This window comes from Methylorubrum sp. SL192 (assembly GCF_026672325.1).
Lineage (GTDB): Bacteria > Pseudomonadota > Alphaproteobacteria > Rhizobiales > Beijerinckiaceae > Methylobacterium > Methylobacterium extorquens.
In genome coordinates, this window is the sequence record NZ_JAPPQV010000003.1 from 4,962,501 (window position 1) to 4,988,090 (window position 25,590).

Genomic DNA, 25,590 nt, shown 5'->3' on the forward strand with positions numbered 1-25,590 from the left:
TCGGCAACGATCGCGCGCTCGTCCGGCGAGGCGTCACGGGCCACAACGACGTGCTCGCGGCGGGAGGTCAGCGTCAGGGTCCGCAATCCGAACTCGTCGTCATCGATGCGGCTGAGCTTGGTCCAGAGCGGATTGAAGCGCCATTCGCGCCGCACGCCCCGCGGATCGATGCGGGCCAGGAAGACTTCGATGGGTGAGATCGCCACTTCCTCGAAGGAGCGCCCACGGCGGAAGCTCACCTTCAGCGCGACGTAGAGCGCCAGCATGTCGAGGCCGAAGAAGCCGGCGATCGGCCAGAAGCCGGCCCGCAAGCAGGCGATCGAGGTCACGAGGGAGACGAGGCAGCACAACCCCATCACGATCCGGAAGCCGTCCTGGCTCAAGGATTGGTGAGGCCGGATCACGGCCGAATAGACCGGCCGGTCCATGGTTGCCGGATCGAGCCCGTCCGGATGCGCAGAAAAGTTGCCGCTCGCCATGGGCCGAATATAACGCGCCGATGTCAGCGAAAAAGCCGTCTTCCCGCCCTTCTGCCCCTGGTGCGGTAAAAAGTCAGTCGGCGAAGTCTGTCGAAAGGACGGCCAAGCCGACAAAGCTCAAGGCCAAGCTGATGCCGGCTCTGGCGGCCGGCGTCGAAACCTCGCCCGAACCTGTCGATGACGCGACCCTGGTCGAAATCTTTTCGCGGCTGCGCGCGGCCGATCCGGAACCGCGTTCGGAACTCGAATACCTGAATCCCTACACGCTGCTCGTCGCCGTGGTTCTCTCGGCTCAGGCCACCGACAAAAGCGTGAACCTCGCGACCGCCCCGCTCTTCGCCATCGCCGACACGCCGCAGAAGATGCTGGATCTGGGCGAAGAGCGGGTTCGCCACTTCATCCGCACCATCGGCCTGTTCAACACCAAGGCGAAGAATGTCATCGCGTTGTCGCGGATTCTGCTGGAGCGGCACGGCGGCGCGGTGCCGTGCGAGGCCGAGGCCCTGGAGGTGTTGCCGGGCGTCGGGACGAAGACGGCGAGCGTCGTGCTCAACGTGGCCTTCGGCGTGCCGCGGATCGCGGTCGATACCCACATCTTCCGCGTCTCGAACCGGATTCCCCTGTTTTCCGCAGCGACGACCGACAAGGTGCAGGCGGGGCTGGAGGCGCGGGTGCCGGAGCCGTTCCGGCTCAACGCACATCACTGGCTGATCCTGCATGGGCGCTACACCTGCAAGGCCCGCCGGCCGGAATGTCCGCGTTGCAGCATCGCGGATCTCTGCCGCTACCCCTCGAAGACGACGGCACTTACCCCCATATCGACCGGGGATTAGGCGGGTCTGCGTCCACGGCGGCAATGCGTTGCCCGGCCAACGCGTTGTGCTGCAAACCTCGTTCCGGTAGATTGATGCTAAGGCGGCCGGACATGTCTCTCTCGGGAAGCATAATCCGGCCGTCTGCCCGCCAGACGGGCCGCCGCGCCGCGGATTTCGCCTCAAGTGCCAGTTCCGAAGGAGCCTCGGCCCCATGGACTTCCTCAAACCACGGTACACGCCTATGAACCGCCGCCGTCGCATTTACGAGGGCAAGGCGAAGGTCCTCTACGAGGGACCGGAGCCAGGGACGCTCATCCAGCACTTCAAGGACGACGCGACCGCCTTTAACGCGAAGAAGCACGAGGTGATCGACGGCAAGGGTGTGCTGAACAACCGGATCTCCGAATTCGTCTTTCAGCACCTCAACGACATCGGCGTGCCGACGCACTTCATCCGCCGGCTCAACATGCGCGAGCAGCTGATCCGCGAGGTCGAGATCATCCCGCTCGAGGTGGTGGTGCGCAACGTCGCCGCCGGTTCATTGGCGACGCGGCTCGGGCTCGAGGAAGGCACGCAGCTGCCGCGCTCGATCATCGAGTTCTACTACAAGAACGATCAGCTCAACGACCCGATGGTGTCGGAAGAGCACATCACCGCGTTCGGCTGGGCGACGCCCCAGGAGATCGACGACATCATGGCGCTCGCCATCCGCGTCAACGACTTCCTGTCGGGCCTCTTCCTCGGTGTCGGCATCCGTCTCGTTGACTTCAAGATGGAGACGGGCCGCCTGTGGGAGGGCGACCTGATGCGCATCGTCGTCGCCGACGAGATCTCCCCCGATTCCTGCCGGCTGTGGGACATCAAGTCCTCGGACAAGCTCGACAAGGATCGCTTCCGCAAGGATCTCGGCGGCCTGATCGAGGCCTATACGGAGGTCGCCAAGCGTCTCGGCATCATGTCCGAGAACGAGAAGGTTCAGGCCGGCGGTCCGCGCCTGGTGCAGTAAGCGTCTTCAGCGAGGCTCGGCCGGCTCCAGGCCGGTCCAGCCTCGGCGAAGGCGGAGATGTGTCGAGAGATCCGGGTCGAAGCCCGGATGATAATGGGGGTCCTGCGCAAGCAGCGGCCCCCATCGCTTTTTCAGCGCCTCAACCTCGGCACGGTGTCGGGCGGCCGCCGCCGGTGAGGGCCGGCGGCTCGCCGATTCCCGGTGATGGAGCCGGGCGCCGCCGACATAGAGGGTCCGCAGGCCGATCGTGTTCAGCCGCAAGCAGAGATCGACGTCGTTGAAATCGATGGCGAAGGTCGATGCATCGAAGCCGCCGACGCGAGAGAACTTGTCCGCCTCGATGACGAGGCACGCGGCGGTGACGGCCGAGACGCTTCGGGTGGCGCGCAACGCGCCGAGATAGCCCGCCGCATCCCCGGCGAAATGGCGGTGGCCATGGGTGACGAGACCGCCGGTGCCGAGCACGATCCCGCCATGCTGGATCCGGCCCTCCCCATCGACCAACCGGGCCCCGACCGCGCCGATGTCGGGGCGCAAGGCTTCGCGGACCATGCGCTCCAGCCAATCCGGCGCTTCGGCCTCGACGTCGTTGTTGATGAAGGCGAGGAGGCGTCCGCGGGCCTGCGCCGCCACGCGGTTGTTGATTGCGGCGAAGTCGAAGGGACCCGGACAGGCGACGACCCGCGCCGCGCCCTCTGCCTCGAGAGTGCGGAAATAGGCGAGCGTCTCGGAATCGCGACTGTCGTTGTCGCAGATCAGGATCTCCTTGGCCGGCCAGTCGGTGCGGTGACGCAGGCTCTCGATGCAGGGTCGAAGCAGGTCGAGCCGGTCACGGGTCGGGACGATCAGGCTGACGAGGGGGCGCGGCTCCGGCAGGGGCCGGTCCAGGCGGATCACGCCGTCTTGCCCGACCAAGACGGGCGTGCCCCCCTCCCCCACCCGATCGAGATCGCGCCGGACCGCGTCCCGCCGCGCCGTTCGCCCCTCCCCTGCCTCGTCGAAGCGGCCGAAGGACAGGACGCTTGGGAGGTGGCGCACGGCGCCGGTGCCGAAGCGGTGCGCGATTGCCAAGGTCAGGTCGAGCGCGACGGCGCCGGGAACGGTGTCGATTCCGATCACGCTGGTACGGCGAAGGGCGATGACGGGGCCGAGATAATCGACCGTGCGCAGGTAGTCCCGATCGAAGGCCGGACGCAGCAGGGGAAGCCAGGGGCCGTGGGCGGCGTGACTGAACAATGCGTCGCCGTAAATCGCGTGACGATCCGGATCGGCGAAGGCGGCGGCGATGGCGGCCGCCGCGCCGACGGCGATGTGCTGGCCTTCGGACGTGAGCAGGACGATTGGAGACCCGTCCGCGGTGACGCGGATCGCGCCCGTCGCATCCGTCACAACCCGCTCGATCCCGGCTGCCGCGAGGGCGGCATGCGGTTCGCTCGGCGGTGGGACGATGCGGGGGCGGTCCCAATGATGATGGGCGCCGACCAGCGCGACGAAAGCCTGCGCTGCCCGCAATCGTCGGCCGGAGAGCCGCGCCGACAGGATCGGCAGCGCCCGTATCGGATGGCGAAGCGCCCGGGCAAGTCGCGCGAGGCGTCCCGGGGCGGGCTCGGCGGCGAAGAGTAGGGCGTCGGGCCATGCATGGGGCAAGCCGTCGGCGCTCATTCCAGCTCCTCGCCGAAGGTCGTGAGCGAGAGGGCCGGATGGTAGAACGGATCGTGCCGGATGACGTCGCGCCAGCGCTCGGTGAAGGCGACGGCCTCGCGCTCGAAGCGCGCGCGGGCGGCACCGACCGGCCGGCCGCGGCTCACCGATTCGAGGTGAGACAGCACCGCATGCGGTGTCCACACCGTCTTCCAGCCCCGCGCGCCGAGGCGCAGGCAGAAGTCGATGTCGTTGAAGTCGACGGCAAAGGTCTCTTCGTCGAAACCGCCGACGGCCTGATACTTCTCGCGCGTGACGGCGAGGCAGGCCGCCGTGACGCCCGAGACCTCGTGCGCCACGCTCAGGCGATCGAGATGGCCGAGCGTGTCGGCGGGGCGGCGGCGCAGGATATGGCCGGCCTCGCCGCCGAGTCCGACCACGACACCCACGTGCTGAAGGCGCCCATCCTCGTAGAGGAGTTTCGCGCCGACTGCGCCGACCTCCGGCCGGACCGCCTGGGCAACGAGGACGTCGAGCCAGTCGGGCCGCAGCACCGCCACGTCGTTGTTGAGCAGGACGAGGACGTCGCCGCGCGCGTTCCGCGCGCCGGCATTGACCAGCGCCGAGAAGTTGAAGGGGTGCGGATAGAGCTCGATCCGGACCCGTGGATCGAGGCGCAACCGCTCATACAGATCCAGCACCGCCGGCTCCTTCGAGCCGTTGTCCACGATCACCAGTTCGAGGGCGGGATAGGGCGTCTTTTCGAGGACATCCTCGGTGACCCGCGCGATCAGGTCGAGCCGGTCGCGGGAGGGGATGATGATGCTGACGAGCGGTGCCGGGTCCGGCAGCGGCCATTGAAGATCGAGACGGCCGTCGTGGAGCGCCGCACGCGCCGACGATCCCGTGCTGCGCAGGTGACGGTCGAGGCGCGGCGCGCGGGCAGCCGGATCGATCGTGACGGACTCGCGACGGCACAGGATGCGGGGGATGTGGGTGACACGGGTCGCGGACCCGGCCGCGAGATCGAGGGTGAGGGCCAAAGCATCGGGGCTATCCACCGGCTCGGCAGGCAGTCTGGCGAGGAAGTCCCCGGCGATCAGCGCGGGCGCGCCGACATAGCCCATGGCAAGCGCCAGATCGGGGCTCCAATCCGGCTTGAGGCGCGGCCTCAGCGTCCGGTCGGCGGTCTCCTCGTCGGCATAGACCATCTCAGCCGCCTCGGCCTCCCGGCTCTTGGCAAGCAGGTGGAGCGCCTCGGGTGCCAGGACGTCGCCGGGGCGGAGCAGGCCGAACAGGTCGGCCCCTCCGGCAAGCTCGTGCAGCGTCGCGGCCGGATTCCATGAGGTGTTGAGCACGCGCCCGTCGATGCCCGGGCTCGTCGGTGGGGCGCCGTCCGTCCAGGCGATGAGCAGAGACCAGTCCTGATGGGTCTGGGCGCGCAGGCTCGCGACGCTGCGCGCCACCGCATCGGCTCGCGCGAAGGGAGCGGGGAGAACGAGGCGGATCTGCGCGCCGGATCTCGGCTCGGTCGATGCGGCCCGAAACAGCCGCGATGCCTTCCACGCCGGATAGCGGGCAAGGGGTGACACCGCGCAGGCGCCGCGAAGGCTGTCGCGCCAGCGCCGCTCGTCGCGCGCGAGACCGGCGCGCAGGGCGGCTGCAGCGCGTCCCGGCCGCTTCAGTAGCGCCTCCGCAAAGACGCTCACGCTGCTCCGCAGGCCGACGCGCTCCAGCACGAAGCCCGGCTCGGCCGCGATCTCGATGCCGTCGCAATCGCCCGGCAGGTAGCCGAGCCAGCGCGCGGCGCCGAGGGCCACACCCGGCAGCACGAAGCTGTCGCGTCGGCCGGCGCTGCGGAGCAGGCGCAGCAGAGGCCGCTGCGGCCGCGCACGCACGGGCAGCGTGTAGGTCAGGACGATCCAACGGTCCTGCCACGGTTTCCGGTCAGGGGGCGACTGGACGAGGCGGCGGTCGAACAGGGGATCGCTGGTGGGCACCAGAGAGAACGTTGTCTCACGACCCCGCCACAGGTCCCACCCATCGCCCCGCCTTGGATCAGGCTTGGCCATCAGACTTGGCGATGCCGTCCTCCAGCGCGTTTCCAGCCGTGCTGCGCGGACAATTCCGTCATTGTGCGGCCGGGGCCTCACCCTGTTCCGCTGCTGCGGCGGGTGCGGGCTTGCGGCGGCGCGCGGCCGGCTTCGGGCGCGCCGAAGCGCCGGCCAGGGTCACCTCGAGGTCGTAGCCCATCGCCTTGTCGGCGGGCACGGTGAGATCGTTCTCGATGACCGTCGCCTCGCCCTGCGCGGCGCCCGCCGGAACCGCCACCGCAACACGGTGGCTGCGCATCATTACAGGTTGCTCGTTGAACTTCACGCCGATGCTCACCGGCACCTCGAAACGCCCGGATGCACCGGCCGGACCGAGCAGGGCACGCAGCTCCACGCCGACACGCACCGCGACCGAGCCGTCGGGCCGGGCCTTGCACTCGCGGCTGAGGCGACCAAGCACGATCTGATGGCGCAGACGCCGGTTGTCGCCCGCGGCGCCGGCGAAAGCCTGGACCGCAGCGCCGCCGTCCGGGACGAAGACCGGCGGGCAATAGACGTCGTCGGGGTCCTGCGCCCGCGGCGCGGTGACCGCCGGCGCGTCGCCCTCGCGGCCACCGAACATGTTCTTGAAGAAGCTGCCCGGTTCGGCTCGCGCGGTGCCAGGCACGGCCAACACCAATCCGCCAAAGATGATCAACGCCCTGCGCATCGTCTGACCGTTCCCTGCCCTTTCCCGGCGATCCCCTGAACGCTCCGGAGCCGAACGATCCTACTTGAGCGCGTCGAAACCGGGGCCGAAGCCCTTCATCGAGACCGGGATTCCGACCCCCTCCTCCGGCGTCTGGAAGACGATGAAGGTCGATTGCGACCCGTTGCGCATCGATTTGATCAGGCCGTCGTCCATCACAACCTCGGCGACGCAGCCCATGGTCAGGCAGCGCACGAAGCTGGCGCGGCCGATATCGGTCTGATCGATCTTGAGGCCGAGGCCGGAGGTCAGAAGGATGCCGAGCGGGGCCTGCACCCGCAGCAGGTAGCCGCGGTTGTCGGCGATCTTCAGCACGATGACGACGAGGTTGAGGTTCGGCCGGTCTTCCGCCGCCACGTACTGCACGAGGGCGCATTGCTCGGCCTTGGCACCGGCCGGCGTCTCGCAGCGCAACTGCCAATCGTCGAAGGTCTTGCGCACGGTCCCCTGGGCCTGTGCGGCGCCGCCCGCGGCCAGCACCGTCGCAGCGGTCGCGGCCACCAGCGCAAGACGGCGGCCGGTCCCAGGACGCAAAGCCCGAACCACGCCCGCAAACAGACTCATACGAACTCCGATCGATCGCTTCTCGAGACGGCGGCCGGCTCCGGCGGATGCCCCTCACGCTGACGCAGTGGAGGCGTTCGGAGGTGCCGCGCGGCCTCGGGCGTTGGGACCATGCAGGTTTCCCGGTGTCAAGCAATCGCGGCGAGGGTGTGTCGGGAATGGGGCAAAGCGGCTACCCCTCGCGGCCCGCCTGCCCTAAGGTAAGGTCAAGCTCTCGATCATCCGAGGAAACCGCCATGCGCCGCCTCGCCTCCCCCCTCGCCCTCGCGACCCTCTTGGTCGCGGCGGGTTGCGGGGGTGCCTCCGCCCTTTCCCTGCCGTTCGAGGAATCGGATTACCTCCCGCCCGAGGCGACGACGACCTATGTCGAGCGCTCCCTCAACCATCAGGCGCCGCTTACCATCGAGCATCCGCCGGTGGAGCGGAATCCGCGTGGGCGCCGTCGTGGCGATGCGGCGGCGATCGCCGGCTTCTGCCGGGATGGTGGCACCGTGATGCGCCGCGATGCGATGGGCCGCCCCACCTACCTGCGCCAGCGCGAGGTTTGCGACAACGTCGCGCCCCGCACCCTGTGGCCGGGCCACGTCAATCCGCGCCCGACTTGGCCTGCCGAGGCCGCGCCGGCCCGCAGCCGGGCGATCGTGACGAAGTACTGAGCCGGTTCCTCCGGTCGATCAGACCGGAGGCGACGCCTGAGGATCGCCCGCATCCGCCATCCCGCAGGGATCGGCCGGATTGGGGATCAGCCGTAGCGGTGCAGCTCCGAGCCGTGCCGCTTCAGCCACCGCTCGGCCTCATCCACATGCGGACAAAGTTCGTTGGTGAGCGCCCAGAAGCGGGGGGAATGGTTCATCTCGCGCAGATGCGCCATCTCGTGGGCGACGAGGTAATCGAGCACCACCGGCGGCGCGAGGATCAGCCGCCAGGAGAAATTCAGCTCGCCGCGAGCGGTGCAGGACCCCCAGCGGCTGCGGGTGTCGCGCAACGTCACCCGCGCCGGCCGCTGGCCGAGGCGCGTCGCGTAGACTGCCACCGACTCCGACAGGTCGCGCCGGGCCTCCCGCATCAGGAATTCGCGGACGCGGCGCGGCATGTGCGCCGGATCGCCCGGGACGGCGAGCGTCGCGCTCGCGGGATCCGCCTCGGCCATGCCGCGCCCCTCCCGCGCCACGATCCGGTGCGGCACACCGCGGAGCGGGATGACCGCGTCTTCCGCGAACGGCACCCGCTCGGGCAGCTTGGCGAGGCGGGTGGCGATCCAGCCGCCGTGGCTCTGCGCGAACTTCTGAGCCGTGGCGAGCGACGACCGGGTCGGCAGCGTGAGCACCACCGTGCCGGTCGCGCTCGAAACCCGCAGGGTCAGCCGGCGCGCGGTCGGCCGCCGCAGAATGGCGATGCGGAAGGTTTGCCCGTCATGAGCGATCTCGATGTGATCCGGATCCGGCCGTCGCAGCAGGGCGCGCGTCATGCCCGCGAGCCTAGCCGCAGCCGGCCGCCTCAGCCATCCCAGCAATCCCTCTCTCACCGGAAATCCACCTGATCGGATGCTTGCCCGCCTCGCGGTCAGGCGCTTCCCTCCATCTCCCGCACGAAGCGGGCGATGCGCGGGGCGATGACGGACCGGAAGCGCGAGCCGTTGAACACGCCGTAATGCCCCACCTTCTCCTGCATGTGGTAGGCCTTGCGGGCATCGGGCAGGTTCGGGGTGAGATCGAGGGCGGCCTTGGTCTGGCCGACGCCGGAAATGTCGTCGTTCTCGCCCTCGACGGCGAGGATGGCGCAGCGGCGGATCGCTGAGAGATCGACCAGCCGTCCGTCATGGCGCATCCGCCCGCGTGGCAGGGCGTGATCGACGAAGACGGTCTGCACGGTCTGGAGGTAGAATTCCGCCGTCAAATCCATCACCGCGAGATACTCGTCGTAGAAGTCGCGGTGCTTCTCCGCCGAATCGCCGTCGCCGGTCACGAGGTGATGGAACATGTCGGTATGGGCGGTGACGTGGCGATCGAGGTTCATCGCCATGAAGCCCGAAAGCTGCAGGAAGCCGGGATAGACCCGGCGCATCGCCCCCGGATAGAGCGGCGGCACCACCGTGATGCAGTTCTTCTCGAACCAAGCCATGCCGCGCTCCTGCGCGAGGCAGTTCACGGCGGTCGGCGAGCGGCGGGTGTCGATCGGCCCGCCCATCAGGGTCATCGAGACCGGCACATGGGCCGAATCCGCCGCTTCCATCAGCGCGACCGCGGCGAAGACCGGCACAGCGGGCTGGCAGACGGCCATCACGTGCAGGTCCGGCCCGAGGTCACGGAACATCGCCTGCAGGTAATCGATATACGTGCCGAGGTCGAAGCGCCCGTCCAGCAACGGGACCATGCGCGCGTCGGACCAATCCGTGATGAAGACCCGGTGGTTGGGCAGCATCGCCTCGACGGTGCCGCGCAGGAGCGTCGCGTAATGGCCCGACATGGGCGCCACGATCAGGAGCTTGGGCTGCGGCTCCGAAAGCCCGGCGGGCAGCGCCCGATCGAAGGTGATCACCCGGCCGAAGGGCCGTTCCCAGACGACGCGCTCGGAGACCGGGACGACTTGGCCGTCGATCACGGTCGTAGGCAGGCCGAAGGCCGGCTTGCCGTAGCGCCGGGTCGCGCGCTCGAACATCTCCAGCGCGGCGGCCGCCGAGCGGGCATAGGGACCGTAGGCGAACGGATTGCCGGGATTCGCCAGGCTGTGCCGAGCGGCATCCGCCGCGAGCCGGGCCGGCGTCAACATCGCGCGGGCCGTCTCGTACCAGATATATGCCAGGTCCATTTCGGCACTCCCCGGCGCGGCCCCCGAGTCGGCCGTGCTAACATCGATCTTATCGAATGTTGCAGGTGGAGAAATCCTTCAAAGTTACAGGGCCGGGTCACGCGTCCGTGGACGTTCCCCCTGCGAGCCCTATCGTAGCCGCACCATGATGGAAGCGGCTCACAAGACCCTGACCCCGACGGGCCGCCACCTGCGGCTCGACACCTTCGTTCGCCTGCGCTGGCTCGCGCTCACCGGGCAGAGTGCGGCGGTCGTCGGCGCGCAGTTCGGGCTCGGGCTCAACCTGCCCTTCGGCTGGTGCTTCCTCGTCATCGCCACCTCGTGCTGGTTGAATCTGGCGCTGCGAATCCGCTTTCCCGCGAGCTACCGGCTGAGCGACGATTCGGCGGCGTTGCTTCTCGCCTTCGACATCGTGCAGCTCGCGGGCCTGCTGTTCCTCACCGGCGGCCTGCAGAATCCGTTCTCGCTCCTGTTCCTCGCCCCCGTTCTGATCTCGGCCACCGCCCTGCCGCCGGAGCGCACCCTCGCGCTCGGTCTGCTGGCGGTCGGGCTCGCCACCCTGCTCGCCCTCGTCCACCGCCCCCTGCCCTGGTTCGCCGACGGGCGGATCGAGCTGCCCTTCCTCTACGTCTCGGGGGTCTGGACCGCGATCCTGCTCGGCACCGCCTTCACCGGCGTCTACGCATGGCGGGTGGCGGAGGAGACGCGCCAGCTCGCCCGAGCGTTGGCCGCAACCGAACTGGTGCTCGCCCGCGAGCAGCACCTGTCGCAGCTCGACGGGCTGGCCGCGGCCGCGGCGCACGAACTCGGGACGCCGCTCGGCACCATTATGCTCGTCGCCAAGGAGCTCGACCGGCAGCTCGGCCCGACCGCCTCGCCCGCCATCGCCGAGGATCTGAGCCTGCTACGCGATCAGGTGGATCGCTGCCGCGGCATCCTGTCGAAGCTCACTTCGATGGGCGAGGAGAACGAGGAGGGTGAGACCTTCCTCCAGACCGTTACCTTCGGCCATCTCGTCGAGGAACTGGTGGCGCCTCAGCGGGCGCTTGGCATCGCCGTCGAGGTGGTGCGGCAGGGCGACGGGCCGGAGCCGGTCTGCCGCCGCAATCCCGGGGTGATGTTCGGGCTCGCCAACATCCTCGACAACGCCGTGGACTTCGCCGAATCGCGCGTGGTGCTCGAAGCCGGGTGGGACGCCGAGCGCGTGACGCTGACGGTCCGCGACGACGGCCCCGGTTTTCCCAGCGAGGTGCTGTTGAGGGCCGGGGAGCCCTACGTCACCACCCGGAATCGCGACCGTTCGCAGAACCCCGACGAGGTCGGCGGGGGGCTCGGACTCGGCCTGTTCATCGCCAAGACGCTGATCGAGCGCTCCGGCGCGCAGCTCCTCCTGTCCAACATCACGGAGGTGGGACAGCACGGCGCGCTGGTGCGGGTGACGTGGGCCCGTCACATTTTCGAGAGGGAAGTGATTGTGCCCCATCGCGTTGCGCACAATTCTCTGCGACCCCTAACGGAACGGGATGCCGCACCCATATAATGCAGAGAGATGACACGAACCGACGAGGAGCACCGCATGCTGACGCAGAGCGGGACGACGGTGCCGGGCTCCGACACCGCTTTTCTTTCCGATGCCGATCCCCTTTCCGCCTTCAGCGATCGCAGCCTGCTGATCGTTGACGACGACAAGCCTTTCTCGACCCGCCTCGCCCGGGCGATGGAAGCGCGCGGATATGAGGTCCATGTGGCCGAGAGCGTCAGCGAGGGCGTCGCGGCCGTCGAGACCAAGGCGCCCGCTTTCGCCGTGATCGATATGCGGCTCGGCGACGGCAACGGGCTCGACGTGATCGCACGCCTCAAGGAGCGCCGCCCCGAGGCAAGGGGCGTGATCCTGACCGGCTACGGCAACATTGCCACGGCGGTGACGGCGGTCAAGCTCGGCGCCTTCGACTATCTCGCCAAGCCGGCCGATGCCGACGAAATCCACGGCACGCTGATGGCGCAGCCGGGCGAGCGGGCCGACCCGCCGGAGAACCCGATGTCGGCCGACCGGGTGCGCTGGGAGCATATCCAGCGCGTCTACGAACTGTGCAGCCGCAACGTCTCTGAGACCGCACGGCGCCTGAACATGCACCGGCGTACGCTCCAGCGTATCCTCGCCAAGCGCGCGCCGCGCTAAATCTACAAAGGGCCGGCGGATCGAAACCGCCGGCCCTTTTCGTTGTCAAAATCGTCTGCGCACGCGCAGGCCCGACGCATTCATACCCTATCTGTGTCTGCTCGTTCGTTCCGGGCGGTTGCGCCGGGCCCCGGCCTCGGGCTAGTTCGCCGCTTGAAGAGCGGAACAGGCTTACGCGGGTATGCGGAACCTCATCACGATACTCGGCCTCATGGTGCTGGTCGGCACGGAAGTGTTCGCCGCGGCCATCGCCGCCGGCTGGGCGCTGGCCGGATTGCTCGATCTCGGCGACCAAGTCGGCCACGTGCTCATGGCGCTGTTCAGCCTCGTCGCCGCCTGGATCATGGTCCAGCTCTGGCGCCGCGCCACTGAAGCCGAGCCGATCGGCTCGACTCGGCGTCGCTGATCTTTTTCATGCGGTGACCGCTTCACAAAACCGCGATAGATTCCCGGGATCCCGCAAGCCGCGCCTCGCCTGCTCCCGGTTCGCCTTGAAAAGTCCGGCTCACTCGCACGCGATCGAGCGCAGCTTCCTCCATCCCCGGCATCGTCGCCCCGCGCGGCGCGGCCCGCCGATTTTCTAAACGAGTGCCCGCCATGAAAGCCCGCATCGTCGTCACCTTGAAGACAGGCGTTCTCGATCCGCAGGGGAAGGCGATCGAGGCGGCCCTGAAGTCGTTCGGGATCAATGAGGTCTCCGGCGTACGCCAGGGCAAGGTGTTCGACCTCGAGGTCGCCTCCGAGAACCGCGAACAGGCCGAGGCGACGCTGAAGGCCGCCTGCGAGAAGCTGCTCGCGAACACCGTCGTCGAGAACTACACCGTCGAGATCGCCTGATGCGCGCTGCCGTCGTCGTCTTTCCGGGCTCGAATCGCGACGGCGACGTGGCCCGCGCACTCCGCCGCTCCGGCGCGGAGGTCGTCAGCGTGTGGCACGCCGACACCGAACTGCCAGCCGGCACCGATCTCGCGGTTGTACCCGGCGGCTTCTCCTACGGCGACTATCTGCGCTGCGGCGCCATCGCCGGCCGGGCGGCAGCCATGGATGCGGTGCGCGCACACGCCGCCCGCGGCGGCCTCGTGCTCGGCATCTGCAACGGCTTCCAGATCCTGTGCGAATCGGGCCTGCTGCCCGGCGTGCTGATGCGCAACGTCAACCGCCGTTTCATCTGCCACCGGCAGTTCCTTCGGGTCGAGCGCGCCAATACGCGGTTCACCTCGGCCTATACCGAGGGTCAGGTGATCGACGTCTGCGTGGCGCATGGCGAGGGCAACTACTTCGCCGATTCGGAGACGATCGGCCGCCTCGAGGGCGAGGGCCGCATCGCCTTCCGCTACTGCGACGCCAGCGGTGCGCTGACGGAGGATGCGAACCGCAACGGCTCGCTCAACTCCATCGCCGGCATTTATTCTGAGCAGCGCAACGTGCTCGGCATGATGCCCCACCCCGAGAACTTCGTGGATGGGCTCGTCGGCGGCACCGACGGCAAGGGCTTGTTCGACAGCCTGGCGGCCTGACGGCCGATCGCTCGAATAGGGGACGTCGCGCAGCCGGATCGCTGCGCTGACGCTCGCGATGACGGCCGAGGAGTTGCCTCCCCGTCATCGCGAGGCGAAGCAGAAACCCTGGCGCCGTGAGGGGTTCAGTGCCCCTCGAACTCCATCAGCGTGCGCACGGTGACACCGAGATCCCGCAGGCGCTGGGCGCCGCCGATCTCCGGCAGATCGATCACGAAGCAGGCGGCCACCACTTCGGCCCCGAGCTGGCGCAGAAGGTTCACCGCCGCCGTCGCCGTGCCACCAGTGGCGATGAGGTCGTCGACGAGGATCACCCGATCCCCCGGCTTGATCGCATCGACGTGGATCTCGATCTCGTCGGTGCCGTATTCCAGCGCGTAGGCCGTCGAGACGGTCTTGTGGGGCAGCTTGCCCTTCTTGCGGATCGGCACGAAGCCCGAGGAGAGCTGGTGCGCCACGGCGCCGCCGAGGATGAAGCCGCGCGCCTCGATGCCCGCGACCTGATCGATCCGCCCGCCCGCATAGGGGTGCACCAGCGAATCGACCGCCCGGCGGAACGAGCGCGGATCGCTAAGCAGGGTCGTGATGTCGCGAAAAATGATGCCCGGCTTCGGATAGTCGGGAATCGAGCGGACCGAGTCCTTCAGGGCGGAGTGGCGGCGGGCTTCCATGCGGGGTGCTCGGTTGACGGCGATGCGGGACGTTCGATGAGAACGGTGGCGAGGAGCGAGGGGCGCGAGGGAGCCCCGCCCGTTACGCGGCGGCCTTGCGCAGCAAGCCGATCAGCTCACGGTGCAGCACCTCGTTCCCGCAGGCCACGGAGCGGGCCGCGAGCGGCTCGGCGCCGCCATCCGCGCTGGAGACGAAGCCGCCAGCCTCGCGCACGAGGATGATGCCGGCCGCGATGTCCCAGGTCTGGAGGTCGCGCTCCCAGTACAGGTCGGTCCGGCCGCAGGCGACGTAGGCGAGGTCGAGCGCCGCCGAGCCGAGGCGGCGGGTGCCGCCGGAGACGGCCATCACCGCGGCGACCTCCTTGAGCAGCCGGCCATGACTGCCGCGGCCGAGATAGGGCGTGCCATAGGCGACGAGCGCGTCGGCGAAATCCTGCCGGCCGGAGACGCGCAGGCGGCGGTTGTTGAGGAAGGCGCCCTTGCCGCGCTCGGCGATGAACAGCTCGTCCTTGGCCGGATCGTAGATCACGCCGGCCACGATCTGGCCGTCGCGCTCGAGCCCGACCGAGATCGCGAAATGCGGGATGCCGTGAAGAAAGTTCGTCGTCCCGTCGAGGGGATCGACGTGCCAGGTATGGCTCCGGTCGGTGCCCTCGATGGTCCCGCTCTCCTCCATGATGAGGCCGTAGCCGGGCCGCGCCTTCATCAGCGCGTCGCGCAGGACCTCCTCCGCCTTCCGGTCGGCAGCCGAGACGAAGTTGCCGGGGCCCTTGCGGGAGACCTGGAGGTTCTCGATCTCGCCGAAGTCGCGCTTGAGACCACGGGCGGCCTTGCGCACGGCATCGACCATGACGGTCATGAGGGGAGAGTTGATCATGCGGTTCGGCTCGCAGCCCTGGCCGGGCGCCTTCGTTGGAAAAGAAATCTGTCAGGGCTTCTATACGCCTTACGCCGCAGCGCCAGGGGTGATCGGCGCAGGGGCGATATCCGGCAGGGTCCAGCGCCGGACCCAGAGGGGCACGCAGGGAGCGTGAGACCTTCGCAGAGTTGGTAAGACTCGCCGGGCGGATTCCCGTTGCTGATCGGAGGTCGGATCATCGGCGCCATCGGCGGCACGGGCGATCCCGACACATTGGCCCGCCAAGCGGGAATCGCTGCCCTCAAGTGAGCGCTGCGACGAACTGGGCGGTGGCGTCGCGCGGATCGGACCCGCGCATCACGCCGCCCATCACGGCGACACCCGCCGCCCCGGCCTCGCGGCAGGCGCGGGCGTTGTCCCTGTCGATCCCGCCGAGCGCGAAGACCGGAACGCCGTGGGCCGCTGCGGCGCGCAAGGAATCGAGACCGAGGACGGGACCGTAGCCGGGCTTGCTCGCGGTCGGGAAGATCGGGCTGAGGGTGGCGTAGTCGGCGCCCGCCGCCTCGGCCGCCGCAATCTCGGCGATGGAATGAGCGGAGAACCCGATCAGCGCCCCGGCGCCGAGTACCGTCCGCGCCGCGCGGATCCCGTCGATCCCGGCAGAGCCCGGCAGGTGCACGCCCTGGGCCCCGGTCTCGGCCGCCAGGTCCACATCAGCGCCGACGACGAGCCGGCCGCCGGCCGGCTGAAGGAGCGCGATCAGGTCGTGGGCCAGATCCCGCCGCGCGTCGCGGTCGAGGTCGCGGTCGCGCAGCCAGACGAAGCGTGCGCCGCCCGCCACCGCTGCGCGGACGGTCTCAGTCAGCGGCCGCGCCGCGCCGTGGCGGTCGGTGACGATGAGGAGCGGCGGCAGCGTCACCCGCCCTCACGAGCCGACGAGGCCGAGTTGCGGGCTCGACGGCTCGGCCCGGCCGCGGCGCGGAATGCGCCCGGCCAGATGGGCGAGCCGGCCCGCCTCGACGGCGTGGCGCATGGCGCCGGCCATCCGCACCGGGTCGTCGGCCTTCGCCACGGCGGTGTTGACGAGGCAGGCGGCGGCGCCCAGCTCCATCGCGATCACCGCGTCCGAGGCGGTGCCGATGCCGGCATCGACGATCACCGGCACCTTGGCCCGGCGGCAGATCAGCTCGATATTGGCCGGGTTGGCGATGCCCATGCCGGAGCCAATCAGCGAGCCCATCGGCATCACCGCGGCGCAGCCGAGATCGGCCAACCGCTCGCAGATCACGGGGTCGTCGTTGCAGTAGGGCAGCACCGTGAAGCCGTCGTCCACGAGGTGGCGGCAGGCTTCGAGCAGCTCGGCGACATCCGGATAGAGCGTCTCGCGGTCGCCGATCACCTCGACTTTGATCCAGGACGTGCCGAGCGCCTCGCGGGCGAGTTCGGCGGTCATGATCGCGTCGCGGGCTGTTTCGCAGCCGGCGGTGTTGGGCAGGAAGCGGGCGCCCTTCAGCTTCTGGAAGGTGTCCGAGCCGTGCCCCTGGAGCGAGACCCGGCGGATCGAGGCGGTGACGACCTCCGCGCCCGAGGCGCGCACCGATTGCGCCATGATCTCCTGGCTGGGATAGCCGGCCGTGCCGATGAACAGCCGCGAGGCGAGGCGGATGCCGGCGATCTCCAGCGCGTCGTCTCCAGAGGCGTCCTCTGCGGCGTTGGTCTGGGCGAGGGTGGTGTCGTGATGGTTCATGGTCAGCCTCCCTGCATGGCGCGGACGATCTCGATCCGGTCGCCCTCGTTGAGTGACGTTTCGGCCCAGGCGCTTTTGCGCACGACGCGGCCGTTGACGGCGATGGCGATGCCCTGGGCACTCTCGATGCCCCGCTCCTCGGCCTCCGTCGCGAACAGGGCGGCGAGGTCGGTCGCCTCGCGCTCGCAGGCCTCTCCGTTGACGGTCAGCCTCATGCCACGGCCCTCCCCCCGGTTTGATGCGATGACGAGAAGCGCGCCCGTCCGAAGCCGCAGGCGAAGTCCGGCAGCGCGCCCTCGGTGAGGAGCGTCGCCACGGCATCTGCGGTCGCGGGGGCGAGCAGGTAGCCGTTGCGGTGATGGCCGGTGGCGAGGACGAGGCCCGGTGCGGCCTCCTCGATGATCGGTGCGTCGTCGTCCGAGGTCGGGCGGAAGCCGCTCCAGACCGCGTCGATCTCCATTTCTTCGATACCGGGCAGAACCCGCCGCGCGCCCTCCAGCAAGGCGAACATGCCGCCCGCGGTGACACCGCTGGTGAAGCCGCAATCTTCCACCGTGGCGCCGACGATGAGGTGCCCGTCGCCCTTGGGCGCCATGTGCACCGCGTCGGTCCAGACCATGCGGGAGAGGGTGCCGGTGCGCTTGGTCGTGCGCAGGGCTAGCGACTGTCCCTTCAGCGGCCGGACCGGCACGGACAAGTCGGGCACGTCCAAGTCGCTGGGAAGCAGGCTCGCCTCGCCGCTCCAGGCGCCGGCGGCCAGGATCACCGTGTCGGCGGTGAGCGTGCGGCCGGCGGCGTGCAGGCCGGTGACGCGCCCGCCCCGGCGCTCCAGCCCCTCGACCGCGACGCCCTCGCTGATGACGACGCCAGCCGCCTCGCAGGCGCACAGCAGCGCTTCCATCACGAGCCGCGGATCGACCTGAGCGTCGAGGGGGCAGAGGATGCCGGCGGTGACGTTGGGGCGCAGCAGCGGCTCACGCGCGCGTACCTCCGGGCCGGACAGCCATTCGGCGGAGACGCCCGAGCGGCGCTGCAGGTCGTGGCGGAAGCGCAGGCGCTCCACCTCGTCGCGGCCGATGGCGATCACGAGGGTGCCGTCGGTGCGGTAATCGATTTCGCGGCCCGAGGCCGCCTGGAGCGCGTCGCGGAAATCCGGCCAGCGGCGCAGGGATTCGAGCGCCAGCGGCAACAGCAGATCGGAGCCCGGCTCGTGCTCGGCGGCCGGCGCCAACATGCCGGTCGCGGCGAGGCTCGCACCGCTGCCGACGCTCCCGCGCTCCACCACGGCCACCGAGCGGCCGGCCTGCGCCAGCCGCCACGCGATCGACAGGCCGATCAGCCCCGCGCCGACCACGGCGACGTCGGCACGCTGCGGCAACTCCGCCGCGCGCGGCCGTATCGCGAGGCTGCGGCGCTGGCCGATCGGGGAGGTCAGCAGGTCTGACATCGAAAAACGTGCCTTCCACGGGTCTGCCCGCAGGAACTGGCACCATGTGCTTCGATAGAAGCGGGTCCGCTCGAACGAGCGCCCCATCAGGTCCAATCCCTACGCCGGTATGAGCCGGATCAGGTTCGAAGGATTTCCGCGCTGCCGGCGACGGCGATAGCGGTTTCTCAGCCCCTTGTCGGGGATCTCCCTGGAACAGATCGGATGTGGGCCCCGGCCGGCGCGCGGTCAATCCCTCCCGGAGCCGAGAAGCAGGCAAATCCGTCTACGCTGTAAACCGGATGGCGGAGTCGCCCGAACGCAGGGGCCGCGTTCGTGGACGATTCATTCCGCTGCGGCGGCCTCCGCGGCCCGCCTCCGGCCCGGGCGGTACACCGCCATCGGCTCGTCGAACCCGTCGAGGACATGGCTTCCCAGCGGATCGGGGTCGCCCCACAGGAAATCCACGAACGGCTTCGACATCAGGAGCGGCTCCTGCAGCGTGCGGTTGAGCCGCGCCAGCCGGCTCGCGAGGTTCACGTCGCGGCCGATCACGGTGAAGTCGAGCCGGGTGCCGGAGCCGACATTGCCGTAGGCCGCCTCCCCGTGATGCAGGGCGATGCCGGCATCGACCACCCGCTCGCCCTGGCCGAAGCGCCCGACCGCGTTCGCCTCGGCCAGGGCCGCCAACGCCGCCTCCGCCGCCGTGAGCGCACTCTTGGCCGCGCCGCCGAGATCGTCGCCCGACTCGCGGAAGATCGCGAGAAGCCCGTCGCCGAGATATTTCAGCACCTCGCCGCCCTCCCGCTCGATCGGCGGCACGAGGCAGTCGAAGAACGCGTTCAGGAGATCGACCGCGCCCTCCGGCGTCCGGTTGGCGGACAGGCGCGTGTAGTCGCGCATATCCGCGAACAGGATCGCCGAGCGGATGCGGCGCACCTGCCCGCGCCGGATGTCGCCCGAGAGGATCGCGCGATGCGGCTCGTCGCCGACATAGATGCGCAGCACCGTATCGAGCTGCTTGTTGAGGATGCGCATCTCCATCACCGCGGCGAGCGCGGGCATGACGAAGCGCAGGATCGCGATGTCCTCATCGCGAAAACCGTCTTTCGCGCGGGTGGCGAAGGTGATGCCGTTCTTGTTGCCGTTGGTGAAGATCAGGGGCGCGACGAGGTAGTGCGTGTAGCCGTCGGCCTTCAGCTCGGGGATGATCGCGTAGGCGTCCTCGGCGGTCTCCGCGAGGTCGAGGCTTAGCCACTCGCCGGTTTCGTGCACGGTGGAGAACGGGCTCACCTGATAGGCCTTCGCGGAAACCTCGCCGTGAGGGAACAGGCGCACCGTTGAGCCGGCGCCGCGGGTCCAGACCCGGCCAACGCCCGAATACTCGGAATGAAGCGTGTCGATGGCCGTGGAGGCCCGGTCGATCGGCACACCGATCGCGTTGAGGCGCTCGGCGAGCCCCGCGAGCAGGTCGTCGGCCCTGGGCAACCGGGCGCCCTCCCCGAGCAGCCAGTCGCGGATGCCAACGCAGCGTTGCAGAGCCCCGAACGGGACGTCCTCGGCTTCCGATCCGTCGGCGAGCGCCGTCGGCGTTGGTTTCGGGGCGTCGGCGTCGCGCATCGCTGGAAGGTGGGTTCTCGGGTGCTCAAAGCAAGGCTTCGCGCGGGACACGGCCGGCGCTTTGAGCCCATGGTGGACGACGAACGCCCGGCACGCTCCGGCTTTAACGAACGAGCTTGGCCGCATCGTGACGCTGGATGCCGGGCATGGCGACCAGCATGGCCGCAATTGGGACGCTGGATCAAGCGATCGAAGCAAGCCGGCAATGCGAAGCGCACGACCCTGCGCTAAGGCGGAAGCGTGGCAGGAGGACGCCTGCCGGACCCGCCGATCGATCGGCGACAGGACGACCCGACATGTTGAGAACCGCTTTCAGCCTCACCCTTCTGGCCACCGCGGCGCTCGCACCGAGCCTCACCCTGGCTCAGGGCAAGCAGGATTTCACGCTAATCAACCGCACCGGCTACCAGATCGACGAGGTCTATGTCGGGCCCGTCAACCAGTCGCACTGGGGCCAGGACGTGATGGGCAAGGACGCGATCGCCAACGGCGACACGGCCGACATCACGTTCAACGGCGGCTCGAACGCCTGCAAGTGGGACATCAAGGTCGTCTACAACGACGGCGACGAGTCCGAATTTCGCGGTGTGAACCTGTGCAATGTCAGCAAGGTGACTTTGTTCTGGAACCGCAACGCCGGCGAGACGCGCTTCGTCGTCGAGTAGGCCCGACCCGAGGGGCCTTGCAGCGTGAAAAGGGCCGGAGAACACGTCCGTAGAGCCGTCTCCGACCCGTTTGCATCAGGTCGGCGTCTCTCGGACTTCGTTTCAACGCGCTTTCTCGCGCCGAACCGGTAACCACTCCGTTGGAAGGCGCTCTGGCCCCCGATCAATGGATGCCTCTCAACAGATCGCGAGCGTGGTCTTTTCTGCATAATATCGCGCTTGCGATTGTTTGAAGCGGTACCGATAACAGCTGGGGCTCACGCTTTCAGAGTCTTACGCGCTCCCTGGCCCGTGTCGAACCAATCCTTCACCTTCACATCCGAGGCGGACGGCTTCGAGGGGTACCATGCGCTCTACTCGGTCGGGACCGACGTCGCGGCGACCGATGGGCCGTTCCGCGCTCGTGTAGAGGCGCATCGGTTCGGCCCGATCAACGTCTTCGAGCGGACTTTGAGCGGCGTCCGGCATTGGCGTGACGGGGCCCGCGTGCGCCGCGACGACTTCGATCACTTCGTGATCCAGTACCTGCGCAGCGGCACTTATTACGGCGGTTCCATCGACGCGGAACGCCGCCTCGCACCCGGCGACGTCATCCTGTTCGACATGAGCCGCCCGCAGCGCTCGCGGGTCGAGACGGCATCGACCGTCACCGTGAGCCTGAGCCGGAAACTGGTCGAGGCGGCGGCGCCCGAGGCGAGCCGCTATCACGGGCACATCTTGCCGGAGGCGGTGTCGGGCCTGCTCGGCGACCTGATGGGATCTCTCGCGCGGCGCGCCGCCGCCACCGAGCCGAGCACCGCGGAGAGCACCGCCCGTGCGCTGACCGAGTTGTTGGCCGGCGCTCTCGGACAGGTCAGGCCCGACGACGAGGCTTCGAGCGCCCTCATCGCCGATCTGCGGCGGCGGCGTGCGGAGGCGTTCATCGAAGCGCGGCTGAACGACCCCTCACTCGACGTGTCGATGGTGGCGAGGGGGGCGGGGTTGTCGCGCAGCGCGCTCTATCGCCTGTTCGAGCCGACGGGCGGCGTCGCCTACCACATCCTGACCCGTCGCCTCGAACGGTTGAGCGCGGCGCTCCGCAATCCGGTCGAGGCCCGCTCGATCACCACCCTCACCTTCGATCACGGCTTTGCCAGCGAGAGTCATTGCAGCCGCGCCTTCCGCGGCACGTTCGGCTTGCCGCCGGGCCGGTATCGCGCCGAGATGCGCCACCCGCGCGCGGGCACCCTCGGCCAGCCTCTGCCCGGCGAAAGTGCCGCCAACCTGATGTCCGCCTGGTCGCGCGCCCTCGCCTGAACCCACGAATGTCATTCCCTACCGCGAACCCGCAGCCGGGCACCGCCGTCGCCCGCGCCGGCCTCGCGGGCTGGCCGCTCGTCGCCTTGCTGGCGATGATCCAGTTCGCGGCCTTCAGCGACCGGTTTCTCCTGACGCTGGTCGCCACCCCGCTCAAGCAGGCACTGGCCCTGAGCGATACCCAACTCGGCCTGCTCCAAGGTTCGGCCTTCGCCCTCCCCTACGCGCTCACCCTTCCGCTGCTCGGCATCGTGGCCGATCGCGGCCGCCAGCGCGGCCTTCTCCTGGCGGGGCTCTCGTTATGGAGTGCGGCGACCTTCGCCAGCGGCGTCGCGAGCGGGTTCGGGGCGCTTTTCGCGGCGCGCGTCGCGCTGGGCGTGGGGCAGGCAGGGTTCGGCCCGGCCGCCCTCTCGCTGATGACCCGGCATCTGCGCCGGGATCGCCTCGGCCGGGGCATCTCGGCACTCACCGCCGGAGCCACGCTCGGCCGCAGCTTCGCCCTGCTCGCGGGCGGAGCCGTGCTGGCATGGCTGACGGCGCGGGGCGGTCTCACTCTTCCCGGCCTTGCACCGCTCGCCCCTTGGCAGGCCCTGCTCGTCCTCGCAGCGCTGCCGAACCTTGTCCTCGTGATCCTCGTCCTGCGCATCCGGCCGCCCCCGCGGGCCGCCGCTTCGGCACAGGCGTCGCGCGGGCTGCGCGGAGTGTCGCTTCGCAGCGCCCTGGCTTGGATCGGGCGGCGGCGGAAGGCGTACCTGCCGCACGTCGCCGCCGCGACGGCCGCGGTCCTCATGACGCAGACCCTCACCGCCTGGGCGCCGACCTTCTATGTCCGCTCCTTCGGCCTCACCCCGGCGGAGAGCGGCCTTCGCCTCGGCCTCCTCGTGCTGATCGCCGCGCCGCTCGGCCATTTCGCGGGCGGGCTGGTGCTGGACCGGCTGCGCGGCGCCGGGCGCGGGGATGCCGCGCCGCTGCTTCTGGCACTGGGGCTGATCCTGGCCGTGCCGATGACGGCGTTCGCGAGTTTGAGCCCCGACCTGTCCTTCTCGCTTCTCGGGTTCGCCGGACTCGTCGCGCTGCTCGGCTTTACCGGTCCCCCCGGATTGGCCGGCATACAGATTCTGACCCCGCAGCGGCTGCGCGGCCGGGTCAACGCCCTGTTCCTCGCAACGGTCAATCTGGCGGGGTTCGGTCTCGGGCCGCTTCTGGTCGGCCTTCTCAGCGACCACCTGTTCGGGGAGGCCGGCCTCGGGCTCGCGCTCCTCGCCGTCTACGCCCCCGTCGGCGCAGTCGGGACCCTGGCCGCCCTGCTCGCCCGCCGCGCGTGGCGACCGGTGCCTCGACGCCGAGCCTGAAACGAAAACGGCCGCCCCGAAGGGCGGCCGGTTCGAGGTCCGGATCAGTTGTCGAGGAAGCTTCGAAGCTTCCGCGACCGGCTCGGATGCTTGAGCTTGCGCAGGGCCTTCGCTTCGATCTGGCGGATGCGCTCGCGGGTCACCGAGAACTGCTGACCCACCTCTTCGAGGGTGTGGTCGGTGTTCATGCCGATGCCGAAGCGCATGCGCAGCACGCGCTCCTCGCGCGGCGTCAGCGAGGCGAGCACACGGGTCGTGGTCTCGCGCAGGTTCGACTGGATCGCCGCGTCGATCGGCAGGACGACGTTCTTGTCCTCGATGAAGTCGCCGAGATGCGAATCCTCCTCGTCGCCGATCGGCGTTTCGAGGGAGATCGGCTCCTTGGCGATCTTCAGGACCTTGCGCACCTTCTCCAGCGGCATGGCCAATTTCTCGGCCAGCTCCTCCGGAGTCGGCTCACGCCCGATCTCGTGCAGCATCTGGCGCGACGTGCGGACGATCTTGTTGATCGTCTCGATCATGTGCACCGGAATGCGGATCGTGCGCGCCTGGTCGGCGATCGAGCGGGTGATCGCCTGCCGGATCCACCACGTGGCGTAGGTCGAGAACTTGTAGCCGCGGCGGTACTCGAACTTATCGACCGCCTTCATCAGGCCGATATTGCCCTCCTGGATCAGGTCCAGGAACTGAAGGCCGCGGTTGGTGTACTTCTTGGCGATCGAGATCACGAGGCGCAGGTTGGCCTCGATCATCTCCTTCTTCGCCTGGCGGGCCTCGCGCTCGCCCTTCTGCACCATCGCGACGATCTTGCGGTACTCGCCGATCTGCAGGCCGGTCTCGGAGGCGAGCGTCAGGATCTGCTCGCGCAGGTCCGCGACCTGACGGCCGCCGCGCTCGACGAAGTTCTTCCAGCCCTTGCCGCCCAGCGTGGCGACGCGGTCCATCCAGTTCGGGTCGAGCTCGTAGCCCTGGTAGTGGCGCAGGAACTCGTCGCGGGCGACGCCGTGGTGCTCGGCGGCGCGCATCAGGCGGCCCTCATGCGAGATGAGGCGCTTGTTGATGTCGTAGAGCTGCTCGACGAGGGCCTCGATGCGGTTGGCGTTGAGCGAGAGCGACTTCACGTCGGTGACGACGATGTCCTTCAGCTCGGCCTGCTTCTTGGTCTGCGCGGAGGTCACGGTGCCACCGCCCGTTTTCAGCTCCGTCTCCTCGTTCTGGAGCTTGCGCAGCTTGCGGTAGTTCGAGGCGATGTTGTCGAAGGTTTCGAGAACCCGCGGCTTGATCTCGGCCTCCATGGCCGCAAGCGACACGTTGTTCTCCATGTCGTCTTCGTCGTCGCCGCCTTCCGGCGGGACGGCGCCTTCGGCCTCCTCCGACTCTTCACCCTCGGCTTCCGCTTCCTGCGGCGCGCCGCGGGCATCGGGGCCGGCATAGGTGGCTTCGAGGTCGATGATGTCGCGCAGCAGCACCTTGCCGTCGACGAGCTCATCGCGCCAGATGATGATGGCCTGGAAGGTCAGCGGGCTCTCGCAGAGGCCCGCGATCATCGCCTCGCGGCCGGCCTCGATGCGCTTGGCGATCGCGATCTCGCCCTCACGCGAGAGCAGCTCCACCGAGCCCATCTCGCGCAGGTACATCCGCACGGGATCGTCCGTGCGGTCGGTCGGCTCGCGGGTGGTGGGGGTCGCTACGGCGACGGCACGGGTGCCGGAGGTCTCGGCGACCTCTCCGCCCTCCGTGCTCTCCTCCTCCTCAGAGGCTTCGCCGTTGGCCTTGGCCTCGGGGGCAGCCTCCTCGGATTCCTCCGCCTCGACCACGCGGATGCCCATGTCGTCGAGCTGCGCGAGCACATCCTCGATCTGGTCGCCGTCGACCTGACCGTCCGGGAGGACCTCGTTGATCTCTTCGTAGGTGACGTAGCCGCGCTTCTTCGCGAGCTTGACCATCCGCTTGACGGCGGCATCCGTCAGGTCAAGGAGCGGGCCGTCCGTCGGTTGATCCTGGGCGGCGTCCGCATCGTCCCGCTCGGTTGCCTTCGTTGCCATGCTCAGCCTATTGTTCTCGTGGCGGCGCCGCAGGCTGAGCCCGCGCTCCGCGAAAGACCCGTCGCAATGTCGTGGAATGGCGCGCTTGTCGAGTGCCC

The 25,590-nt window shown here is 69.0% G+C and carries 26 protein-coding genes and 1 riboswitch (1 of these 27 cut by a window edge); of the genes, 11 read left to right on the plus strand and 15 right to left on the minus strand.

Annotation, left to right across the window (positions count from 1 at the left end; all coding sequences use genetic code 11):
* On the minus strand, nt 1–479 hold the 5' portion of the coding sequence (locus OVA30_RS24085) for a DUF2244 domain-containing protein (RefSeq protein WP_268177222.1). It extends 43 nt beyond the left edge of the window; 479 of the gene's 522 nt are visible here — the first part of the coding sequence; its start codon is at nt 477–479; its stop codon lies beyond the left edge, outside the window.
* A 131-nt stretch (nt 480–610) separates the two neighbouring features.
* Here OVA30_RS24085 and nth point away from each other — a divergent pair, with 131 nt between their 5' ends.
* Both nth and purC read left to right on the plus strand, forming a co-directional pair.
* Nucleotides 611–1,312: an endonuclease III gene (nth, locus tag OVA30_RS24090; RefSeq protein ID WP_268177223.1), complete on the plus strand. Its 702-nt coding sequence runs from the start codon at nt 611–613 to the stop codon at nt 1,310–1,312.
* A 193-nt stretch (nt 1,313–1,505) separates the two neighbouring features.
* Complete coding sequence (purC, locus tag OVA30_RS24095) at nt 1,506–2,300, plus strand: phosphoribosylaminoimidazolesuccinocarboxamide synthase (RefSeq protein WP_003605938.1); 795 nt, start codon at nt 1,506–1,508, stop codon at nt 2,298–2,300.
* 6 nt (nt 2,301–2,306) lie between these two features.
* Here the strand turns inward: purC and OVA30_RS24100 are convergent, their stop codons facing one another.
* Genes OVA30_RS24100 through OVA30_RS24115 form a run of 4 tightly spaced genes read right to left on the minus strand, consistent with a single transcriptional unit; the run spans nt 2,307 to nt 7,307 of the window.
* Nucleotides 2,307–3,962: a glycosyltransferase gene (locus OVA30_RS24100; protein WP_268177224.1), complete on the minus strand. Its 1,656-nt coding sequence runs from the start codon at nt 3,960–3,962 to the stop codon at nt 2,307–2,309.
* On the minus strand, nt 3,959–6,013 hold the full coding sequence (locus OVA30_RS24105; protein WP_268177225.1) for a glycosyltransferase family 2 protein: 2,055 nt from the start codon (nt 6,011–6,013) through the stop codon (nt 3,959–3,961). Before OVA30_RS24105 ends, OVA30_RS24100 begins: the two co-directional genes overlap by 4 nt.
* 58 nt (nt 6,014–6,071) lie before the next feature.
* Nucleotides 6,072–6,704 (minus strand): hypothetical protein, encoded by a 633-nt coding sequence (locus OVA30_RS24110; protein ID WP_268177226.1) that lies wholly within the window; start codon nt 6,702–6,704, stop codon nt 6,072–6,074.
* Nucleotides 6,705–6,764: 60 nt separating this feature from the next.
* A complete protein-coding gene (locus OVA30_RS24115; RefSeq protein ID WP_015821037.1) occupies nt 6,765–7,307 on the minus strand; it encodes an invasion associated locus B family protein in 543 nt (180 codons plus the stop codon).
* Nucleotides 7,308–7,543: 236 nt separating this feature from the next.
* On the opposite strand from OVA30_RS24115, the gene OVA30_RS24120 reads away from it, so the two are divergent.
* On the plus strand, nt 7,544–7,963 hold the full coding sequence (locus OVA30_RS24120; protein WP_056456722.1) for a hypothetical protein: 420 nt from the start codon (nt 7,544–7,546) through the stop codon (nt 7,961–7,963).
* An 86-nt stretch (nt 7,964–8,049) separates the two neighbouring features.
* Here OVA30_RS24120 and OVA30_RS24125 read toward each other — a convergent pair whose 3' ends face one another.
* Together OVA30_RS24125 and OVA30_RS24130 are read right to left on the minus strand one after the other, a co-directional pair.
* Nucleotides 8,050–8,775: a M48 family metallopeptidase gene (locus tag OVA30_RS24125; protein ID WP_076641245.1), complete on the minus strand. Its 726-nt coding sequence runs from the start codon at nt 8,773–8,775 to the stop codon at nt 8,050–8,052.
* Nucleotides 8,776–8,870: 95 nt separating this feature from the next.
* On the minus strand, nt 8,871–10,115 hold the full coding sequence (locus OVA30_RS24130; RefSeq protein WP_076641243.1) for a polyhydroxyalkanoate depolymerase: 1,245 nt from the start codon (nt 10,113–10,115) through the stop codon (nt 8,871–8,873).
* A gap of 145 nt (nt 10,116–10,260) precedes the next feature.
* Between OVA30_RS24130 and OVA30_RS24135 the strand changes: the two genes are divergently transcribed.
* The 5 genes from OVA30_RS24135 (at nt 10,261) to purQ (ending at nt 13,811) form a co-directional block, all read left to right on the plus strand.
* Nucleotides 10,261–11,655 carry an ActS/PrrB/RegB family redox-sensitive histidine kinase gene (locus OVA30_RS24135; RefSeq protein WP_147018654.1) on the plus strand — a complete coding sequence of 465 codons (1,395 nt, stop codon included), beginning with the start codon at nt 10,261–10,263 and terminating at the stop codon, nt 11,653–11,655.
* A gap of 36 nt (nt 11,656–11,691) precedes the next feature.
* Nucleotides 11,692–12,294 (plus strand): ActR/PrrA/RegA family redox response regulator transcription factor, encoded by a 603-nt coding sequence (locus OVA30_RS24140; RefSeq protein WP_003604522.1) that lies wholly within the window; start codon nt 11,692–11,694, stop codon nt 12,292–12,294.
* A 181-nt stretch (nt 12,295–12,475) separates the two neighbouring features.
* Nucleotides 12,476–12,700 (plus strand): hypothetical protein, encoded by a 225-nt coding sequence (locus OVA30_RS24145; protein WP_015821040.1) that lies wholly within the window; start codon nt 12,476–12,478, stop codon nt 12,698–12,700.
* 191 nt (nt 12,701–12,891) lie between these two features.
* Nucleotides 12,892–13,131 (plus strand): phosphoribosylformylglycinamidine synthase subunit PurS, encoded by a 240-nt coding sequence (gene purS / locus OVA30_RS24150; protein ID WP_003604525.1) that lies wholly within the window; start codon nt 12,892–12,894, stop codon nt 13,129–13,131.
* Nucleotides 13,131–13,811: a phosphoribosylformylglycinamidine synthase subunit PurQ gene (purQ, locus tag OVA30_RS24155; RefSeq protein WP_268177228.1), complete on the plus strand. Its 681-nt coding sequence runs from the start codon at nt 13,131–13,133 to the stop codon at nt 13,809–13,811. Before purS ends, purQ begins: the two co-directional genes overlap by 1 nt.
* Nucleotides 13,812–13,936: 125 nt before the next feature.
* Here purQ and OVA30_RS24160 read toward each other — a convergent pair whose 3' ends face one another.
* The 7 genes from OVA30_RS24160 to OVA30_RS24190 all read right to left on the minus strand — a co-directional run bounded on the left by OVA30_RS24160 (nt 13,937) and on the right by OVA30_RS24190 (nt 20,134).
* The gene (locus OVA30_RS24160) at nt 13,937–14,482 is read right to left on the minus strand and encodes an adenine phosphoribosyltransferase (RefSeq protein WP_003604529.1); all 546 of its coding nucleotides are present in this window, start codon (nt 14,480–14,482) and stop codon (nt 13,937–13,939) included.
* 82 nt (nt 14,483–14,564) lie between these two features.
* Nucleotides 14,565–15,359: an inositol monophosphatase family protein gene (locus tag OVA30_RS24165; protein ID WP_003604530.1), complete on the minus strand. Its 795-nt coding sequence runs from the start codon at nt 15,357–15,359 to the stop codon at nt 14,565–14,567.
* A 283-nt stretch (nt 15,360–15,642) separates the two neighbouring features.
* Nucleotides 15,643–16,260, minus strand: a complete 618-nt coding sequence (locus OVA30_RS24170) for a thiamine phosphate synthase (protein ID WP_268177229.1) — start codon at nt 16,258–16,260, stop codon at nt 15,643–15,645.
* Between the two features lie 6 nt (nt 16,261–16,266).
* Entirely contained in the window at nt 16,267–17,088 is an 822-nt protein-coding gene (locus tag OVA30_RS24175; RefSeq protein WP_268177230.1) for a thiazole synthase, read from the minus strand.
* 2 nt (nt 17,089–17,090) lie between these two features.
* Nucleotides 17,091–17,303, minus strand: a complete 213-nt coding sequence (gene thiS, locus OVA30_RS24180; RefSeq protein ID WP_268177231.1) for a sulfur carrier protein ThiS — start codon at nt 17,301–17,303, stop codon at nt 17,091–17,093.
* Nucleotides 17,300–18,535, minus strand: a complete 1,236-nt coding sequence (thiO, locus tag OVA30_RS24185) for a glycine oxidase ThiO (protein ID WP_268177232.1) — start codon at nt 18,533–18,535, stop codon at nt 17,300–17,302. Before thiO ends, thiS begins: the two co-directional genes overlap by 4 nt.
* Before the next feature lie 78 nt (nt 18,536–18,613).
* A riboswitch (TPP riboswitch) is annotated at nt 18,614–18,736 on the minus strand.
* A 123-nt stretch (nt 18,737–18,859) separates the two neighbouring features.
* Complete coding sequence (locus tag OVA30_RS24190; protein WP_003604495.1) at nt 18,860–20,134, minus strand: adenylate/guanylate cyclase domain-containing protein; 1,275 nt, start codon at nt 20,132–20,134, stop codon at nt 18,860–18,862.
* Nucleotides 20,135–20,430: 296 nt separating this feature from the next.
* Here OVA30_RS24190 and OVA30_RS24195 point away from each other — a divergent pair, with 296 nt between their 5' ends.
* From OVA30_RS24195 to OVA30_RS24205, 3 genes are all read left to right on the plus strand, one after another.
* Nucleotides 20,431–20,799, plus strand: a complete 369-nt coding sequence (locus tag OVA30_RS24195; RefSeq protein ID WP_003604497.1) for a hypothetical protein — start codon at nt 20,431–20,433, stop codon at nt 20,797–20,799.
* 291 nt (nt 20,800–21,090) lie between these two features.
* Entirely contained in the window at nt 21,091–22,095 is a 1,005-nt protein-coding gene (locus OVA30_RS24200; protein ID WP_003604499.1) for a helix-turn-helix domain-containing protein, read from the plus strand.
* Nucleotides 22,096–22,103: 8 nt separating this feature from the next.
* Nucleotides 22,104–23,447, plus strand: a complete 1,344-nt coding sequence (locus OVA30_RS24205; protein ID WP_268177233.1) for an MFS transporter — start codon at nt 22,104–22,106, stop codon at nt 23,445–23,447.
* Nucleotides 23,448–23,491: 44 nt separating this feature from the next.
* Here OVA30_RS24205 and rpoD read toward each other — a convergent pair whose 3' ends face one another.
* A complete protein-coding gene (gene rpoD / locus OVA30_RS24210; protein WP_015821049.1) occupies nt 23,492–25,492 on the minus strand; it encodes an RNA polymerase sigma factor RpoD in 2,001 nt (666 codons plus the stop codon).
* Between the last annotated feature and the right edge of the window lie 98 nt (nt 25,493–25,590).

Bases quoted from the DNA above. Each gene is read 5' to 3' on its own strand.
- nth (WP_268177223.1), top strand. From the start codon at position 611: ATGCCGGCTCTGGCGGCCGGCGTCGAAACCTCGCCCGAACCTGTCGAT.
- purC (WP_003605938.1), top strand. From the start codon at position 1,506: ATGGACTTCCTCAAACCACGGTACACGCCTATGAACCGCCGCCGTCGC.
- OVA30_RS24100 (WP_268177224.1), bottom strand. From the start codon at position 3,962: ATGAGCGCCGACGGCTTGCCCCATGCATGGCCCGACGCCCTACTCTTC.
- OVA30_RS24105 (WP_268177225.1), bottom strand. From the start codon at position 6,013: ATGGCCAAGCCTGATCCAAGGCGGGGCGATGGGTGGGACCTGTGGCGG.
- OVA30_RS24110 (WP_268177226.1), bottom strand. From the start codon at position 6,704: ATGCGCAGGGCGTTGATCATCTTTGGCGGATTGGTGTTGGCCGTGCCT.
- OVA30_RS24115 (WP_015821037.1), bottom strand. From the start codon at position 7,307: ATGAGTCTGTTTGCGGGCGTGGTTCGGGCTTTGCGTCCTGGGACCGGC.
- OVA30_RS24120 (WP_056456722.1), top strand. From the start codon at position 7,544: ATGCGCCGCCTCGCCTCCCCCCTCGCCCTCGCGACCCTCTTGGTCGCG.
- OVA30_RS24125 (WP_076641245.1), bottom strand. From the start codon at position 8,775: ATGACGCGCGCCCTGCTGCGACGGCCGGATCCGGATCACATCGAGATC.
- OVA30_RS24130 (WP_076641243.1), bottom strand. From the start codon at position 10,115: ATGGACCTGGCATATATCTGGTACGAGACGGCCCGCGCGATGTTGACG.
- OVA30_RS24135 (WP_147018654.1), top strand. From the start codon at position 10,261: ATGATGGAAGCGGCTCACAAGACCCTGACCCCGACGGGCCGCCACCTG.
- OVA30_RS24140 (WP_003604522.1), top strand. From the start codon at position 11,692: ATGCTGACGCAGAGCGGGACGACGGTGCCGGGCTCCGACACCGCTTTT.
- OVA30_RS24145 (WP_015821040.1), top strand. From the start codon at position 12,476: ATGCGGAACCTCATCACGATACTCGGCCTCATGGTGCTGGTCGGCACG.
- purS (WP_003604525.1), top strand. From the start codon at position 12,892: ATGAAAGCCCGCATCGTCGTCACCTTGAAGACAGGCGTTCTCGATCCG.
- purQ (WP_268177228.1), top strand. From the start codon at position 13,131: ATGCGCGCTGCCGTCGTCGTCTTTCCGGGCTCGAATCGCGACGGCGAC.
- OVA30_RS24160 (WP_003604529.1), bottom strand. From the start codon at position 14,482: ATGGAAGCCCGCCGCCACTCCGCCCTGAAGGACTCGGTCCGCTCGATT.
- OVA30_RS24165 (WP_003604530.1), bottom strand. From the start codon at position 15,359: ATGATCAACTCTCCCCTCATGACCGTCATGGTCGATGCCGTGCGCAAG.
- OVA30_RS24175 (WP_268177230.1), bottom strand. From the start codon at position 17,088: ATGAACCATCACGACACCACCCTCGCCCAGACCAACGCCGCAGAGGAC.
- thiS (WP_268177231.1), bottom strand. From the start codon at position 17,303: ATGAGGCTGACCGTCAACGGAGAGGCCTGCGAGCGCGAGGCGACCGAC.
- thiO (WP_268177232.1), bottom strand. From the start codon at position 18,535: ATGTCAGACCTGCTGACCTCCCCGATCGGCCAGCGCCGCAGCCTCGCG.
- OVA30_RS24190 (WP_003604495.1), bottom strand. From the start codon at position 20,134: ATGCGCGACGCCGACGCCCCGAAACCAACGCCGACGGCGCTCGCCGAC.
- OVA30_RS24195 (WP_003604497.1), top strand. From the start codon at position 20,431: ATGTTGAGAACCGCTTTCAGCCTCACCCTTCTGGCCACCGCGGCGCTC.
- OVA30_RS24205 (WP_268177233.1), top strand. From the start codon at position 22,104: ATGTCATTCCCTACCGCGAACCCGCAGCCGGGCACCGCCGTCGCCCGC.
- rpoD (WP_015821049.1), bottom strand. From the start codon at position 25,492: ATGGCAACGAAGGCAACCGAGCGGGACGATGCGGACGCCGCCCAGGAT.